This window comes from Cohnella rhizosphaerae, assembly GCF_029525575.1.
In the GTDB taxonomy this organism is placed as follows: domain Bacteria; phylum Bacillota; class Bacilli; order Paenibacillales; family Paenibacillaceae; genus Cohnella; species Cohnella rhizosphaerae.
Genome location: NZ_JAPDIA010000008.1, coordinates 1620634 through 1636670 on the forward strand (window position 1 = coordinate 1620634; position 16037 = coordinate 1636670).

Annotated in this window: 13 protein-coding genes and 4 pseudogenes; 1 reads left to right on the forward strand and 16 read right to left on the reverse strand. The window is 62.4% G+C overall.

The window, feature by feature from the left end:
• Positions 1–79: 79 nt before the first annotated feature.
• The 13 genes and pseudogenes from OMP40_RS31270 to OMP40_RS31330 all read right to left on the reverse strand — a co-directional run bounded on the left by OMP40_RS31270 (position 80) and on the right by OMP40_RS31330 (position 12397).
• On the reverse strand, positions 80–457 hold the full coding sequence (locus tag OMP40_RS31270; protein ID WP_277537106.1) for an IDEAL domain-containing protein: 378 nt from the start codon (positions 455–457) through the stop codon (positions 80–82).
• A gap of 109 nt (positions 458–566) precedes the next feature.
• Entirely contained in the window at positions 567–1619 is a 1053-nt protein-coding gene (locus OMP40_RS31275; RefSeq protein WP_277537107.1) for an FUSC family protein, read from the reverse strand.
• A gap of 581 nt (positions 1620–2200) precedes the next feature.
• Positions 2201–3536, reverse strand: a pseudogene (locus tag OMP40_RS31280) (LLM class flavin-dependent oxidoreductase).
• 30 nt (positions 3537–3566) lie between these two features.
• Complete coding sequence (locus tag OMP40_RS31285) at positions 3567–4097, reverse strand: GNAT family N-acetyltransferase (protein ID WP_277537108.1); 531 nt, start codon at positions 4095–4097, stop codon at positions 3567–3569.
• A 3-nt stretch (positions 4098–4100) separates the two neighbouring features.
• The gene (locus OMP40_RS31290; RefSeq protein ID WP_277537110.1) at positions 4101–4613 is read right to left on the reverse strand and encodes a DinB family protein; all 513 of its coding nucleotides are present in this window, start codon (positions 4611–4613) and stop codon (positions 4101–4103) included.
• Complete coding sequence (gene solA / locus OMP40_RS31295; protein ID WP_338131287.1) at positions 4614–5789, reverse strand: N-methyl-L-tryptophan oxidase; 1176 nt, start codon at positions 5787–5789, stop codon at positions 4614–4616.
• Positions 5786–7033 carry an amidohydrolase gene (locus OMP40_RS31300; protein ID WP_277537111.1) on the reverse strand — a complete coding sequence of 416 codons (1248 nt, stop codon included), beginning with the start codon at positions 7031–7033 and terminating at the stop codon, positions 5786–5788. Before OMP40_RS31300 ends, solA begins: the two co-directional genes overlap by 4 nt.
• Positions 7034–7103: 70 nt before the next feature.
• Positions 7104–8123: an LLM class flavin-dependent oxidoreductase gene (locus OMP40_RS31305; RefSeq protein WP_277537112.1), complete on the reverse strand. Its 1020-nt coding sequence runs from the start codon at positions 8121–8123 to the stop codon at positions 7104–7106.
• A 20-nt stretch (positions 8124–8143) separates the two neighbouring features.
• Positions 8144–8897: pseudogene (locus OMP40_RS31310) on the reverse strand (amino acid ABC transporter ATP-binding protein).
• 6 nt (positions 8898–8903) lie between these two features.
• A pseudogene (locus tag OMP40_RS31315) lies at positions 8904–9605 on the reverse strand (amino acid ABC transporter permease); the annotation flags it as partial.
• Positions 9602–10384, reverse strand: coding sequence for an amino acid ABC transporter permease (locus tag OMP40_RS31320; RefSeq protein WP_277537114.1), 783 nt, complete (start codon positions 10382–10384; stop codon positions 9602–9604). The pseudogene OMP40_RS31315 and the gene OMP40_RS31320, both read right to left, overlap by 4 nt.
• Positions 10385–10405: 21 nt before the next feature.
• A pseudogene (locus tag OMP40_RS42545) lies at positions 10406–11303 on the reverse strand (transporter substrate-binding domain-containing protein).
• Positions 11304–11491: 188 nt separating this feature from the next.
• A complete protein-coding gene (locus OMP40_RS31330; RefSeq protein WP_277537116.1) occupies positions 11492–12397 on the reverse strand; it encodes a LysR family transcriptional regulator in 906 nt (301 codons plus the stop codon).
• 165 nt (positions 12398–12562) lie between these two features.
• On the opposite strand from OMP40_RS31330, the gene OMP40_RS31335 reads away from it, so the two are divergent.
• Positions 12563–12928 carry a hypothetical protein gene (locus OMP40_RS31335; RefSeq protein ID WP_277537117.1) on the forward strand — a complete coding sequence of 122 codons (366 nt, stop codon included), beginning with the start codon at positions 12563–12565 and terminating at the stop codon, positions 12926–12928.
• A gap of 68 nt (positions 12929–12996) precedes the next feature.
• Here the strand turns inward: OMP40_RS31335 and OMP40_RS31340 are convergent, their stop codons facing one another.
• From OMP40_RS31340 to OMP40_RS31350, 3 genes are read right to left on the reverse strand one after another with little or no spacing between them, the layout of a single operon-like run.
• Positions 12997–14076: a Gfo/Idh/MocA family protein gene (locus OMP40_RS31340; RefSeq protein WP_277537119.1), complete on the reverse strand. Its 1080-nt coding sequence runs from the start codon at positions 14074–14076 to the stop codon at positions 12997–12999.
• Positions 14073–15236, reverse strand: a complete 1164-nt coding sequence (locus OMP40_RS31345) for a Gfo/Idh/MocA family protein (protein ID WP_277537120.1) — start codon at positions 15234–15236, stop codon at positions 14073–14075. Before OMP40_RS31345 ends, OMP40_RS31340 begins: the two co-directional genes overlap by 4 nt.
• Positions 15237–15266: 30 nt before the next feature.
• Positions 15267–16025 (reverse strand): sugar phosphate isomerase/epimerase family protein, encoded by a 759-nt coding sequence (locus OMP40_RS31350; protein WP_277537122.1) that lies wholly within the window; start codon positions 16023–16025, stop codon positions 15267–15269.
• Between the last annotated feature and the right edge of the window lie 12 nt (positions 16026–16037).

The following is a 16037-nucleotide window of genomic DNA, read 5'->3' on the forward strand; positions in this document are numbered from 1 at the left end:
ACGGCATGACAACAGCCCCCCACGACGTCCTCTCGGACGATCAGGGGGGGGCTGTTCCAATAACGCGCGCATCGCGCGCTTACTCTTGCGCGATCAGGCCGAGCCGGTTGCGCCATGCGACCGGAACGTCCGTTTCGGAGAATCTGCGTTCTCCAGCAGCCGACTGCAAGCTCGCGAGCTCGCCCGTCAGCTCGCCGAACCATGCCGTATCGCGAATCGCGAGCGACACGTCGATCAGGTTGCGAAGCTGCTCCTCGTTGAACTTCGTCGCCTGCGGCAGCGACCGCAGCGAGCCGACAGGCACCGCGATCTCCGTGCCGATCGCTTCGACGCGATCCGATGCGGTGACGTATATGCCTGCGGCGCCTTGCATCGACAGAATCGAATTGACGAAGCCTTGTATCAGTTCACCTTGACTGGTCCTGCCGGCCACCCATTCTCCCATTTCAAATCGCATGCAAATCACCGCCTGTTCTTAGTTATGAGCCTTCAAGCCGAACGCTGCATCACGCTTTTGCGTATCGGCTCCGGCTATACTGTTATTATAATGATTACAGTTAAATTCGTCAAGCGTTCCCACTTTCCTCCGTCCTAACCACTTCCGTCAGCATGCGCCCAAGATCCGCATAGACGCTGCCGATCAGCTTGAGTCGATCCGGATCCGCGCCGGCCATGCTCCGTCCGAAGCTCTCGAGCTGAACGCCGCGCGCGCCTTCGGTCGCCTCCCGCAGTCTATCGTACGCTTGGGGCGAAGGATCTGTCACCGTGTCCGCGAACCGGTCCACGCATTCCGCCGTCGCCAGGAGCGCCGGGACGAGCCCCGGCGCCCGCATCGCGGCTTCGTCCAGCTCGATCAGACTTCGCGCGATTCCCCGCGCCTGCACGGACAGATGCTCCAGCCGTTCCATCGCCGCAGAGACGCGCGCCACGCGCTCGCGGCGCTTGCGTCCGAGCGGCACGAACTTCAGGCTCTGCCGGGCGAGCGCCGTCGCTTCGTTGCCCCGCTGGATAAGAAGCAGCAGTCCGCGCGCCTCCTCGAGCACCTGCGCGAGGCGCCGATTCCCGCGGACCGCCTCGTCATAATCGCGGAGCACGGCCGCAATCCGCTTGCCGAGGCCCGATGCCGCGTACAGCGCCTCGCGCGTCGTATCGCGCGGCACGAGCGCGATATTAACGGCGACGGCGACCGCCGAGCCGAGCAGCGTCTCCAGGATCCGGTAGGCGGCGTAGCCGTTCGCGTTGCCGAAGGCCAGCACGAGCAGCGCCGACACGCCGATCTGCGCGCCGATCTGGGCGTTCAGGCGCATCCCGTTCGCTATCGCGAGCCCCGCCAGCACGACCAAGGCTACCGTCCATGCGTTAACGCTCAGCCACTGGCCGGCCAGCAGGCTGATCCCGATGCCGACGACGATGCCGACGATGCGGTACAGCCCCTTCTGGATGGAGTCGGCCACCGTCACCTGCAGCGTCAGTATGGCGGCGATCGGCGCGAAGTACGGATAGGAATGCGGCATGACGGCTTCGGCCAGCACCCACGACAACCCGCAAGCCAACGCCGTTTTGATCGTTTGCAAATCGATGCCCAGTTTGCGCAGCGACAGGAACGCGTTGCGAATCATCCCGTTCACTTCCCTTACCCTCATTGCCTCTATTATAACAAGCAAGCGGCATCGATCGGAAACATCTATGAAGGGCTCCCTCGATTTTAATCCGTCTGCCGGATCGCGGGGATCGCTAGTTGCACGGGCGCGGGTTCCGCGCTTCGCTTTTAGCCGACGACGCGTAAAATAGCCGCCCGCGACCTTTTTTCGCGCTAGCGCTAAGCGATCGGACTGAGCTGCCGTTATTTTTGTTCCTATCGCCATTTGCGGCCTACTTGCGGACCCAGGCGCCGTTATTGCGAGATTGTCAGTCACTTTTAGTCATGATCCGGATTCATAACGTCCCTCCGGTCCGAAACGATCCTCATTTGAACCGTTTTATACAAAATAGCGTCCCCTGAGTCCGATCAGCGCTGTACCTTGCCCGCTGTCCCCTCTGCGCAGCCTGCCCTGTCCTTAACTGCTACCCGCTATTTTCATTTACACCAGCCCGCTTACCTTCCCGCCGATCATCGCCGTATGGTATGCAATCGATGCAAAACGAAAAAAGGACGAAGCAGCACGATCTCTCGTGTCGTTTCATCCTACTTTATATCTCGTTACGCCTCTACAGACGCCTTCGCCAATGTATACCGGTTCGCCGGAATCTGCACGCCCAAATTGCCGCGAAGCGTGTCGGCCTCGTATTCCGTGCGGTAGATGCCGCGCTCTTGCAGGATGGGCACCACCAGCTCGACAAAGTCGTTCAAGCCGCTCGGTAATGTCGAGTGGATGATGAAGCCGTCGGCGGCCTCTTCCTCGTGCCACTGCTGGATCTGGTCCGCGATCCGCTCCGGCGTGCCGATGAACTGGCCGCGAGGCGTCGCAGCGCGAAGCGCCACCTGGCGCAGCGTCAGCCCTTGCTCGCGCGCGTCCTTCTTGATCTTGTCCGTGCCGCTGCGGAAGCTGTTGCTGCCGAGGTCGCCGATGTCCGGGAACGGCTCGTCGAGCGGATATTGGGCGAAGTCGTGGTGCTCGAAAAACCGGCCGAGGTAGTCGAGCGCTTTGTCGATCGAGACGAGATTCGCGATCTCTTCGTACTTGCGCTCCGCCTCCTCCTGCGTGCGTCCGATAATCGGCCCGATGCCGGGCAGGATCACGATATCGTCGCGCGAACGGCCGAAGGCGACCGCCCGGTCTTTGACGTCCTTGTAAAACGCCTTCGCCTCCTGCAGATTTTCCTGGCCGGTGAAGACCGCGTCGGCTTCCTTCGCCGCCAGGTTTTTGCCGCTCTCCGAGGAGCCTGCCTGGAAGATAACCGGCTGCCCCTGCCTGGAGCGGCCGACGTTAAGCGGCCCCTCGACGGAGAAGTACTTGCCCTTATGGTTCAGCTTGTGCATTTTAGAAGGATCGAAAAACACGCCGGAAGCCTTGTCGCGCACAAAGGCGTCGTCCTCCCACGAATCCCATAGTCCCTTCGTCACGGCCAGGTACTCCTCGGCGATTTGGTAGCGCTCGTCGTGGCTCGGATGTTCCGTCTTACCGTAGTTGCGGGCGGAGCCTTCGAGCGGGGGAAGTGACGACGTTCCAGCCTGCGCGTCCGCCGCTGATTTGGTCGAGCGAGCCGAACTGGCGCGCTACCGTAAAAGGCTCGCTGTACGAGGAAGACAGCGTGCCGACAAGTCCGATCTTTTTCGTGACGGCCGCGAGCGCGGACAAAATGGTGATCGGCTCGAAGCGGTTCAGAAAATGCGGAATCGACTTTTCGTTGATATAGAGACCGTCTGCGATAAAAACGAGATCGAACAGGCCTTCTTCCGCCTTTTGCGCGGCCTGCACGTAGAACGGAAGGCTGACGCTCGCGTCGGACGGGATTTGCGGATGTCTCCAGGCCGAGATGTTGCCGCCGACGCCGTGGACGAGGGCGCCGAACTTCAGCTTTTTGCGTGCGCTCATTGTGTTGCCTCCTTTAATTGGGGGGTTCGTTCAGATCTTGAGCAGCGCGGCGTCGTTCAGATGGAGCCGGTAGCTCTTGACGAGGATGTCGCCGTTGTAAATGTCTTTGTCGAAGGCGCGCTCGAATCCGAGGCGCTCGTAGAGGCGAACGGCGGATGCCATGAGATCGGAGGTATGCAAATGCAGCGTGTCGCCGCCGTGCGCCTTGGCGCGAATCGCGGATTCGCGGAGCAGCGCGGTGGCGACGCCTTGGCCGCGGGCTTCGGGGCTCACGGCGATCAGGCGGACGATCGGAGATTCGATGCCGAGATCACGACCGTAGGCGACGATCGAGGAGTCGAATAGCGCCGCGCTTCCGACGAGCCTGCCTTCCCATTCGGCCACCAGACGGGCGAACGGTCCGGGCGCGTCGACCGAAGCGGCGATATTGTTTTTGTATTCGATCCAACGTTCCTCGGGCATCGTTCCCTCGTATTGGCCGTATGCCGCGAGCAGCACCTCCCGGATCGCTTCGCGGTCCCGGTCCTCGGCGTCCCGGATCAAGATGTGCGATTGCGCCATCGGTCAGATCCCCTCTCGCGCGGAAGCCGTCGGCCGGCGACCGTTTGCCGCCGATTCGGCCGCTTTGATCCGGTCGATCTGGCCCAGATGATGCTTCGCATGCGCCGCGAAGCCGCGCACGACGTCGGCGAGCGTCACACGGTCGCCCTTGGCGTTAATCGCCTCCTTTTCCCAATCCGCGGACGACAGCCGGCGCAGCAGGCGAGCATTGTACGCGACCAGCGCGCGGAAACCCTCCAGCACGTCGGCGGCCTCCGCCTCGTTTCCGTACTGGCCTTCCACCCACGTATCTTGGCTGAACGCGGGCAATCGCGCCTGCGAGCCGGACAAAATCTCGCGAATGCGGAACGACACGACGATCAGGTGATCGGCAAGATGCACAAGCACTTCGGTCGCGCTCCATTTGCCCGGACCTGGCTTCCAGGTCAGCGCGGCGACGTCCATCCCGCGAACGGCGTCCGTCAGCCCGTCGTAAGTGCCCGTAAACGCTTCGATATCGGCGTTATGATTGCTCATTCAAAACGACCTCCTTATGGGGTTGAAGCTGCGGTAGCCGACGGGAAACGGGAGAGCGAGAACGGCAAAAGGTCTTGCGGGGGGAATGCCGGATTGGGTCCACTCGGAGAGCGCCTCGCCGATCGCGCTGGCGAACTTGAAGCCGTGACCCGAGAAGCCTCCCGCGAGCAGCACGCCAGGGAGCTCCGGATGCGCGTCGATGATGAACTGATCGTCGGGGGACAGCTCGTATTTGCATGCCGCGCCGTGGAGCAGGCGGCCTTCGGCGCCGGGAAGAAATTCGCGAAGCGCCGCCCGCAGGTCGGCTTCGTCCTCCGGATAAGCGCCGAAGGGCTCGAAGCGCTCGCCGGGCTGCCAGGGACGGCCGCCGTCGTGCCGGCCGATCTTGACCCCCGCGCCGCCGATGCTGGGGAACCCGTAGTACCCGCCCGACGGGCCGCCGAACGTGAAGCCAGGCAGATGACCCGCGCCGTAGAGACGTTCGTCGGCCTCGAACCAGCCGACGACCTTGCGGACCGCCCGAATCGGCAGCTTCACGCTAGGCTCCAGCGATTTGAACCAGGCGCCGGCGCTGACGATGACCTTGCCGGCCGCGAATTCGCCGCGGCTCGTCTTCACCGCAAGTCCGCCCTTACGCGCCTCGATGCCGAGGACTGCCGTATCCGTGAGCAGCTCCGCTCCCGCCGCTAGCGCTTCTCGCCGATACGCGGCGACGCAGCGTTCGCTGAACAAATATCCCGCATCAGGCTCGTATAAGCCGCTGAAGTGATCAGGCACCGTCCATCCCGACCACCGCCGCGAGATCTCCTTCGCGTCCAACGTTTCGTAACGTACGCCTTCTTGAGCGGCGTAGGCGAACCTGCCGTCGAACGAATGCACGTCCGGATCGCTCACGTTCAGGACGCCCGACCGCTCGAGCAGCTTTTCGCCCGTCCGGTCCTCCAGCTCCCGCCAAAGCGCGTCGGCCCGAAGCGCAAGCCTGACGTAATGCGCGCCGCCATCATAAACGTGTCGAATCAGCCTGGGCTCTCCATGATGGCTCCCGCCCGTATGCGGCGGATCGAACGCGTCGATCAGGAGCGTGCGCAGTCCGCGGGCGGCCAGATGATAGCCTGCGCTCATCCCGATCGAACCGGCGCCGACGACGATGACGTCGTATAAGCTCGCGCCGCTCATGCGCGCGCACCCGCTTCGGCAGGCGCGATATCCGGCGCGGGGCCGGCCGTTCTTTCTGCTGTCATTTTGGCCGACAGCTCAGACTGCTTCGACTGCTCCGACAGCTCCGTAAGTGCCTCGACCGCCACGGATGCCAGATAGCCGGCGGCAAGCGGGAGCGCGGACTCGTCGACGTCGAAGGCAGGATGATGCCACTCTCGCGGACCGTTCGTGCCGAGGAAGACGAACGCCCCGGGCGCTTCCTTCAGATACAGCGCGAAGTCCTCGCCCGCAGGCGATGGCTTGGGCTCAACGACCGAAAGTCCCGCCCGCTCGGCCGCCTTGGCCGCCGATCGCGCCCACCGGGCATCGTTGACGACCGGCGGGGGGCCGCCGATCCAGCGCGTACGGGCGGTCGTGCCGAAGGCGGCCGCCACGCCGTCCACCACCAGCTCGAAGCGCCTTTGCACCTCGGCGCGGACGCCTTCGTCGAAGGTACGGATCGTCCCGTCGAAGATCGCTTTTTCCGGTATGACGTTCCAGGATGTGCCTGCGCTGAGCCGGGTGACGCTGACGACCGCGCTGTCGAGCGAGCTGACGTTGCGGCTGACGATGCTCTGCAGCGCCGTCAGCATGTGCGCGGCCGTAATGAGCGGATCAAGCCCGGCCTCCGGCACCGCGGCATGCGTCCCCTTTCCGTCGACCTCGACCGCGAAGCCGTCCGCGGCCGCCATGATCGGGCCGGACCGGATGCCGATCGTCCCGACGGGCAGGTCCGGCTTGTTGTGCAGGCCGAACACCGCGGCGACGCCGGCCAACGCGCCGCTTTCAATCACCTGCGCGGAGCCCTTCGCCTTTTCCTCGGCCGGCTGGAACAGCAGCCGCACCGTGCCCGGCAGTTCGGCTTCCCGCCGCTTCAGCAGCGCGGCCGCGCCGATTAACGCCGCCGTATGAAAATCATGGCCGCAGGCATGCATGACGCCCGGCCGCCGCGAGGCGAAGGACAGTCCCGTCTCCTCGCGGATCGGCAGCGCATCGATCTCCGCGCGCAGCGCGACGACCGGACCGCCCCGCGAGCCGCCGATCTCGGCGACGAGACCGGTCTTGAGCGGATAATCCGCAATCCGGACGCCTTCCTGCCCAAGCCATTCGCGAATCGCCGCGGTCGTCTCGTATTCTTCGCCGGACAGCTCCGGATTGGCGTGCAAATGGCGCCGGATATCGATCAACCGCCGTGCGAGCGGTTCCTCTTCTTTTAGGCTCATCTCATGTCCCTCCTTCGCTCCTGCGATCTTGCATAAGTGCGATAGGCGTTAGCGCATTTGCCTCCCGCGCTCAGTCGACGCCGACCGGCAGTTCCTCGAACGCTTCCTTGATCAATCGAATCGAGCGCTCGCGCTTCTCGAAGTCCGCCAAGATCGTCGTGAACAGCAGCTCGTTCACGCCGTACGTCCCGGCCAGCTCCAGCAGGCGCTCGCGCACCTGCTCCTTCGTGCCGCGGGTGATGTCCGCGTCGCGCACCTCCGCGGTGAACGTCTCGCCGGCCTGCCGGGCGAACTCCTCGGCCTGCTCGAGGGTGCCGACGTTGACGGTCTTGCCGCTCGCCAGCGTGACGCGCACGTTCTTGAATTCGCCGGCCAGCTCAGCCGCTTCGGCTTCCGTGTCGGAAGCGATGACCGACAAGGCGAGAATGGCCCTGGGCCGGCGGCCCGTGCCGTAATCGAAGTTCGCGCGGTACGTCTCGAAGGCAAGAGCGGCCGTGGCCGGATCGTTGTTGATAAATAGCGCGAACGCGTACGGATAACCGCGCTTAGCCGCCAGCTCGGCGCTCGCGACGCTCGTGCCGAGCAGATGGATCGCGGCCGGCGCTTCCGGGAGCGGGGTCGCCTGGACCCCGGCGAGCGGATGGGCTTCGCCCGCAGGTCCGATCAGGTATTGATCGAGCTCGCCGAGCTTGCTCTCCAGGTCCGCGGTTTGCCCGACTTCGCCTTGCAGCGCGCGCGTCGACCGCGGGAGGCCGCCCGGCGCTCGGCCGATGCCCAGCTCTACCCGGCCCGGAGCGAGCGTCGCGAGCACGTTGAAGTTCTCGGCGACCTTGTACGGGCTGTAATGCTGCAGCATGACGCCGCCGGAGCCGACGCGGATGCGCGAGGTGCGGGCGAGCAGGTGGGAGATCAGCACTTCCGGCGACGAGCCCGCCACCGTGGGCGAATCGTGATGCTCGGCGACCCAGAACCGGTCGTAGCCGAGCGCCTCGGCGAGCTGCGCCAGCCGGATCGTGCCTTGAAGCGCTTCGGACGGCGTGCGTCCGGGGAAAACAATGCTTTGGTCCAAAATGCCAAGGGATAAGGCCATAGGTCCCAGCTCCGTTCGCGTTAAATGTTATACACGGCCTCGGGCGTCATACGGCGCAAAAATTGTCTCGTGCGCTCCTCCCGCGGCGATCTGAAAAATTCGGACGCCGGGCTCTCTTCGATGACGGCGCCGTCGTCCATGAACACGATGCGGCTCGCCACCTCCTGCGCGAACGCCATCTCGTGCGTGACGATGATCATCGTGATGCCCTCCCGGGCGATCTTCCGGATGACGGCGAGCACCTCGCCGACCAGCTCGGGATCGAGCGCGGACGTCGGCTCGTCGAACAGGATGACGTCCGGATTAAGCGCGAGCGCCCGGGCGATGCCGACCCGCTGCTGTTGGCCGCCGGACAGCTGGCTCGGATAGGCGTCCAGCTTGGCGCCGAGGCCGACCTTCTCCAGCAGCTCCGCGCTACGCTTCCTTGCCTCATCCTTCGGCACGCCTTGCACGACGACGAGTCCTTCCATGACGTTCTGCAGCGCCGTCTTGTGGCGGAATAGATGATATTGCTGAAACACCATGGCCGAACGGCCCCGAAGACGGTGAATGTCTTTTTTTGGACGGGTGGCCGCAATCGACCGCGACGTCGCCGATCTCGATGCGTCCGCCTCCCGGACGCTCCAGGTAGTTGATGCAGCGCAGCAGCGTCGTCTTGCCGGAGCCGCTCGGACCAAGGATAGCGACGACCTCGCCCTTTTCGACCTTCAGATCGATGCCCTTCAGCACCTCGTGACGGCCGAACGACTTGCGGATCTCCTTTAACGCAATCATGCGACCCCCTCCTCTGTCATAGCGGGCGACCCGCTTCTCGAGCAGCGCCGTCAACCGTTCGATGACGATCGTAAGCCCCCAGAAAATCAACGCGGCCGCGATATAAGATTCGAAAAACTTCCAGTTGGTCGACGCGACGATCTGCGCCTTGGCGTTGATCTCGACGACCGAAGCGGTAAACGCGAGCGTCGAGCCGTGCAGCATCCCGATCAACGAATTCGACAGGTTGGGCAAAGCGGCGGCGAACGCCTGCGGAAACACGATCCGGCGCAACGCCTGCCAGGTCGTCATGCCGATCGTATAGGCGGCTTCGAGCTGGCCGCGGTTCACGGCGAGCAGTCCCGAGCGCACGACCTCCGACATGTAAGCGCCGGCCGTGAGCGAAAAAGCGACATAAGCGAATCCGATCATCGGCACTTGGACGGAGCTGAAGGAGAGTCCGAGCGCGCCGGATAGCGCGTCGATGGCGATGGGCAAGCCGAACATGACCATCAGCAGATGCGTCAGCATCGGCGTGCCGCGAATGAACGTGACGTACGCGGAGGAGATCTCCCGGAGGACGGGCACCCGGTAAATGCGGGCCAGCGCGGTAACGACGCCGATAAGAAAGCCGAAGCCGACCGACACGGCGGTGATCTCAAGCGTCGTCGGGATCGCGGCGAGCAGCTTGACGAAGGCTTCCCAGATAAACGCCGGATCGAGCTTCATCGAAGCGCCCCCTCTTCGGCGAGATTCAGCCTGCCGGCGGCATCGCTGCCTTTGACGCGGCGGCGGCGCATTCCGGACGCAGCTGCGCCGTTCGGCGCTTCATGCCGGAGCAGTCGCCGCTCCAGGCGGTACAACAGCTTTTCCAGGACAAAGCTCAGGATGAAGTACAGCAGCGCCAGCGCCAGATACGATTCGAAAAAGCGCTGGGACATCGTCGGCAGCGTCTGCGCCTTGCCCGTCAGCTCCATGATGCCGAGCGAAAATGCAAGCGACGTGTCCTTCAGATTCGCGATGACGAGATTGCCGAACACGGGCATTCCCACGGATATCGCCTGCGGCAGCACGACGCGCCGGAATGCTTGGAAGCCGGTCATGCCGACCGCGTAGCCGGCCTCGACCTGACCGCGATCCACGGCGCCCACGGCCGCCCGGATCGCTTCCGAGATGAAAGCCCCGCTATGGAGGGCATAAGCGGTAACGACGAAGACGAGCACCGGCGTCCGGGAAACGTCTACCGCGGCCAGCTTGAGCAGCTCGGGCAGGCCGTAATAGATCAGGAAAAGCTGGATCAGCAGCGGCGTGCCTCGAAAAAAGGAGACGTAAACCTGCGACAGCCGCTGCAGCACGGGGATCCGGTAAAGCCGGGGAAGGGCGACGAGCATGCCGACCGCCGAACCGATCAGGAGCGAGAGAACCACGATTTTCAGCGTGATCCCCACGGAAGGCAGCAGCCGGACAAAATACTCGAATACGTAGGAGACATCGACGGATGTTCCCATCGGCTTTCACCCTTTCATACGCTACTTGGAGAGATTGGCCGTAAAGTCCTGACCCAGCCATTCTTTGCTGAGACTGCCGAGCGTGCCGTCCGCCTTGAGTTCCTTGATCGCGCCGTCGATGTCGTCGGCGAGCTGCTGCGACGCCGGTTCGTTTTTGCGGAAGACGAACAGGATGTCGGCTTCGCTGAGATCGTCTCCGACCGCCTTCAGCTTGCCTTCGGGATCGATGAGGGAGAGCGTGAAGTCGGCGCCTATAATCGCGTCTACGCGGCCTGTCGCCACTTGGCTGACGGTATCGTTCGCCGCGCCGCTCTGATAGACGATATTGATCTTCTTGTCGTGGTCGCGGTTATAATTTTCGAGGATTTGCGCTTCGGCGCTGGTCGCGCCCGTAAGCACCTTTTTTACCGACAAGATCGTCCAGGGATTTGATCGAATCGTTGTTCTTGGCCACGATGATCTTGTTGCGCCAGTGCGCGTAAGCCTCTTTGTTGAACAGGTATTTTTGTTCGCGCTCCGGATTTTTTTTCCATTTCGTGGGCGACGAAGTCGATTTTTTTTCGTTTCTAGGCTCAACAGCAGATTGCTGAAGTCCATCGTCTGAAGCTCGAATTCATAGCCGGGCAGACGTTCGTCGATCTTTTTTTACGAGTTCGACGTCGAAGCCGGTCAGCTTCCCTTTGTCGTCCAGAAACGCCACCTTCGGGAACTGCGTACCCGTGCCGACGACGATCTTCTTGACTTCGCCGTCCGGCGCCGCGCTTGCGGAAGACGAAGCGGGCGCCGGGGCCGAAGCGGACGCCGATGCTTTCGAAGTCGCCGATGCGCCGTTGTCGTTTTTATTGCCGCAGCCCGCCGTCACCGCTACCGTTGCCGTCAATACCAGACTTGCCGCGCCCGTCCAAAATCTGTTTTTCATATCGAATCCTCCACCCTTTTCTCGTGTTCTGCCGTAAGCTACGACGATCTCCGGATGTCAGGTCGATTCGTCCGTTCGTTAATAGTTTATAATTCTTACTCGTTTAGTAAGGATTATATGTTCAATAATCTACACGCTTGCTTGAAGCGCGTCAATACGGTTTCTAATAGATAAGTTCTATGGTTAAATCACACAATCCGATATGCCGGGTCCGAGCTCGATAGCGCCTGTCCCGCGATCTCCTTCAGCGAGCGCGCGAACGCTTCGTTTTCCCCTTGCCCGTTGATGAGACTCGTCATAAGGCCGATGCCCGCCGTCTCCGGAAAATCGATCGGGACTAGCGTTCCTTCGCTTTCTTCGCGGCGGACGCTCATGCCCGGCAGGAAGCAGACGCCTTCCTGCCGAAGCAGCAGCCGCTTGGCCGTCTCGGCGTTGTCCGTCTGCAGGATGAGATTGGGCAGCAGGCCCTGACTCTCGAACACGCGATGGATGCGGAGCCAGTCGAGCGCGCCGCATTCGAAAAAAAGGAGCGGCTCCCGCGACAGATCCTCGATCCGAGGCTGCGGGTTGGTCGCGAGCGCATGCGCGCTGTGGACGTACAGCCGGATCGGATCCTCATAGAGGAGGACGGAATGCAGGCCGGGATGATTAAATTTGCGAACAAAACCGATGTCGAGCTCCTTGGCCAGCACGCGTGCGCCGATCTCTTCTGACGTCGCCGTCGTCAGCTTCAGCCGGAGTGAAGGGTGGCGCCTCCTGAATGCGGGAAGAACGAGCGGCAGCAAATATTGGGCGGCTGAGACGGTACAGCCGATCCGCACCTCTTCCTTGGCTGCTTGCGTCTGACGCACCTGCTGCTTCCCTTTGCGGTACGTATCGAGCAGCTGCTCGGCGTAGGGTCTGAACAGCTTGCCTTTGTTCGTCAGCAGCACCTGCTTGCCGACGCGGTCGAACAGCTGGCAATCGAGCTCGCGCTCGAGCGATTGGATCCGCGCCGTGACGGAAGGCTGGGACAGAAAAAGCGCTTCCGCCGCTTTGTTAAAGCTGCCGTAGTGAAGGACGTGCACGAACGCTTCGATGTTTTCGATATTCAATTCATTTCCCTCCTTATATTCCGTGTTTGCAGGTAATATTAGTTTGATTTACTGTCGGCTGTCAAGCCTCCTTCTTCGAAAATAGACTTTCGGCGTCTCGCTTATCCCCAGTCGGCCTGTCCGGTTCCGTCATATTGTAAAGGGATGGAAGGAGGTGTAACGTTCATGCTCGCAACGCAGTCTCGGATTTTCCCGAAGCTGACGCTATACAGCCGTAAAAACTACGAGGGTTGCCGGTATGTATGGCGCGGCAATCGGGCGCTTCGCGATCTGAAACGCATGTACAGCCATCTCGGCAGCCTTCGCTTTTATTCTCCGAGCCGGGAAGCGACGCTTGTGCTCTTCAGCCGCGCGAACTTCAAGGGGCGCATCCGCGTTTACCGCGGAACGACGAACATCCCGGACCTGCAAGCCTTGTTCGACGGACGCGGACCGGGCTCGCTGATTATCTCCAGCTACTGTCTGAAGCCTTGGCAGATTAGATTGATCGGCCGCACGGGCTGCTTGCCGAAGGGCTTCTGGGTCGTCTGACAAAGACAGCCCAAATCGAAAAGCGGTCCGCCCCCCCTGCGAGGGGGGCGGACCGCTTCTTCGGTTTATTAAACGCGAATCGCCTGATGCTGAGCGAGCAGACAGAGCTCCGCCGCCTTGAAGGCGTGCGCCTGCGTCATGGCCCGTTCGGTACGATGGATGCAATCGAGGATCAGCTCGCCGAAAAACGGAAAACCGACTTTTCCCCCCACCGCTTCGTGATATTCGCCTTCCCGGTTGACCAGGTACACATGGTCGCCTGACCGGTCGCGCGCGACGTCGACGTATTTGCGCAGCTCGATGTAGCCCTCGGTGCCGAGAATCGTCGTCCGGCCGTCTCCCCAGGTGCCGAGTCCGTCCGGCGTCAGCCAGTCGACGCGGAAATACTGCGTGGCCCCGTTATCCCCGACGAGCGTCGCGTCGCCGAAATCCTCCAGCTCCGGGTATGCCGGATTCGCGTAATTCGACACCTTGCTCTGCAGCACCTTCGCGTCGGCGCAGCCGGTATAGTGCAAAAACTGCTCGATCTGATGGCTGCCGATGTCGCAGAGGATACCGCCGTACTTTTCCTTTTGGAAAAACCATTCCGGCCGGGTCGGCGCGTTCAGCCGATGCGGACCGAGGCCGATGACCTGGACGACGCGTCCGATCGCGCCTTCCCGCACGAGCTGTCCCGCGTAGACGCCCGCTTCCGAGTGGATGCGTTCGCTGTAATAGACCATGTACTTGCGGCCGGTTTCGGCCGCCTTTTGCCGGGCGGACGCCAGCTGCTCGAGCGTCGTGAACGGTGTCTTGTCCGTGAAGTAGTCCTTGCCGGCGTCCATGACGCGAAGGCCCAGCGCGCAACGCTCGGAAGGCACCGCCGCCGCAGCGACGAGCCGGATCTCGGGATCGTCCAAAATGTCGGATTCGCTCGCCGCGATCCGGACGCCGGGGAACGCCTTCGCGAAGCTTTCGGCCCTTTCGGGATCGCGGTCGTATACCCACTTCAGCGTCGCGCCGGCCTCCGTCAGTCCGTTCGCCATGCCGTAAATGTGGCCGTGATCGAGCGCCATCGCCGCGAACGCGAATTCGCCCGGCGAGACGACGGGGCTCGGCTTTCCCTTCGGCGCATAATTCATGCCGTCGCTCTTTTGCGTCTCGCTCATGCCCCGTAGCTCCCTTCCGTTCTGAAGACCGCGCCGGTCCCCGTCTTATGCCGCGATGCGGCCGCGCGCTTGTTCAGCTCCGCGAGGAACAGCTCCTCGTCCGGCGGCATGTCGACCGTGCGCTCGAGCCAGCTGGACAGATGCATCGCGTTGGACAGCTCGAGGCTGCGAATGCCCTCCGCACCTTCCGCCGTGAGCGGCGTGCCGTTGAGGATGCGGCCCGCAAAGGCGGCAATGACGCCGAGATGCTTAGGGTCTTCCCCTTCCGTCTCAATCTCGTGCGCCGCCCAGGACGGCCGTTCAAAGCCGCCGACATTTTTGTCGAAGCAGAACTCGCGCTCGTTGCGGTCGAGCTTGTAGAGCGTAAGCTTGTCGTGCTCGCAGACGAGCTTGCCCCATTCGAGCGTAATCTCGAGCCGGTTCGTCCCCGGGCAATCCGCCGTGCTCGTCACGAATACGCCGGTCGCGCCGTTATCGAATTCGAGATAGGCGGTCACGTCGTCCTCCACCTCGATATCGTGCCATTTGCCGTTATGGCAGAAGGCGCGCACGCGGCTCGGCATGCCGCAAATCCACTGCAGCAGATCCAGGTTGTGCGGACACTGGTTGAGCAGCACCCCGCCTCCTTCGCCGGCCCAGGTCGCCCGCCAGCTCCCCGAATCGTAATACACCTGCGTCCGGTACCAGTCCGTAATGATCCAGTTGACGCGTTTGATCGCGCCGAGTTCGCCGCCGTTTACCAATTCGTGCATTTTGCGGTAAACGGGGTTCGTCCGCTGGTTGAACATCATCGCGAACACGACGCCGCTCGACGCAGCCCGCTCGTTCATCTCCCGCACCTGCTTGGCGTATACGCCCGCCGGCTTTTCGCACAGCACGTGCAGGCCGCGTTCGAACGCCTTGATCGCGAGCGACGGATGCTCGTAGTGCGGCGTCGCGATCAGTACGGCGTCGCATAGTCCGCTATCCATCAGCGCCTCCGGGGTATCGAACAGCGCCGTGTGCGCCGGCAGGTACGCCTTGGTCCGGGCGAGCCGATCCGGTTCGCGTTCGGCCACCGCGGTCAGCCGCACTTCGGGCACGTCGCCCGCCGCTATTTTTTTCGCATGCGAGGATCCCATGTTCCCCATGCCGATGATGCCGAGCTTCAGTTGCTTCATCTTGAACGCTCCCTTATCCGGTATAGTCCGTCAGCGATAGCCGTGTGCCGCGAGGTTGCGGTAGCTGGTGTCCAGGCAATCGAACGGACTGCCCTCGCACGTATCCTGCTCGACCAGCAAATATTCGGTCGTGCCCGCCTTTTCGATCGCTTCAAGGATGGCGGGAAAATTCATGTTGCCGGCCATGACCGGCGCCATGACGGGCTCCATGCCGCGCACGTCCATGTCCTTGAGATGGACGCAATGGATGCGGTCGGCGAGCTTAGCGATCCACTCGCAGACATCGGCGCCGGCGGCTTGCACCCAATACGTATCGAGCGTGATGCCCATTTCCTGCGGCGAGAAGTCTTCGACCAGCCGCTCGATCAGCCGCTTGCAGCCGATCTTTTGCCATTCGAAGTTGTGATTGTGATACATGAACAGCTTGCCGGCGTCGGCGATCGCGGCCGCGGCCTCGCGGAAGTCCCGGGCAAAGTATTCGTACCACTCCGCCGTCCGGTATTTTTCCGCGAGCGCGCCGAGACCGATATATTTGCAACCCAGAATATCGTGCTCCCGAATGAGCGCCTCGGTGTCGTTCAGCAGACGGTCAGCGCTTACATGCGTCAGCGCGATCGTCAGGCCGAGTTCGTCGCAAACGCTTCTCAACGTCTCCGGAGCGATGCTGCCCATCGCCGACACCTGGATCGACGTATACCCGATTTTCGCAATCCGCTCAAGCGATCTGCGAATGTCGGCCTCCGTCTGGAGATAGGATCTTACGGTGTAGAGCTGCGCGCCCAACTTCATGGTTTCGACTTC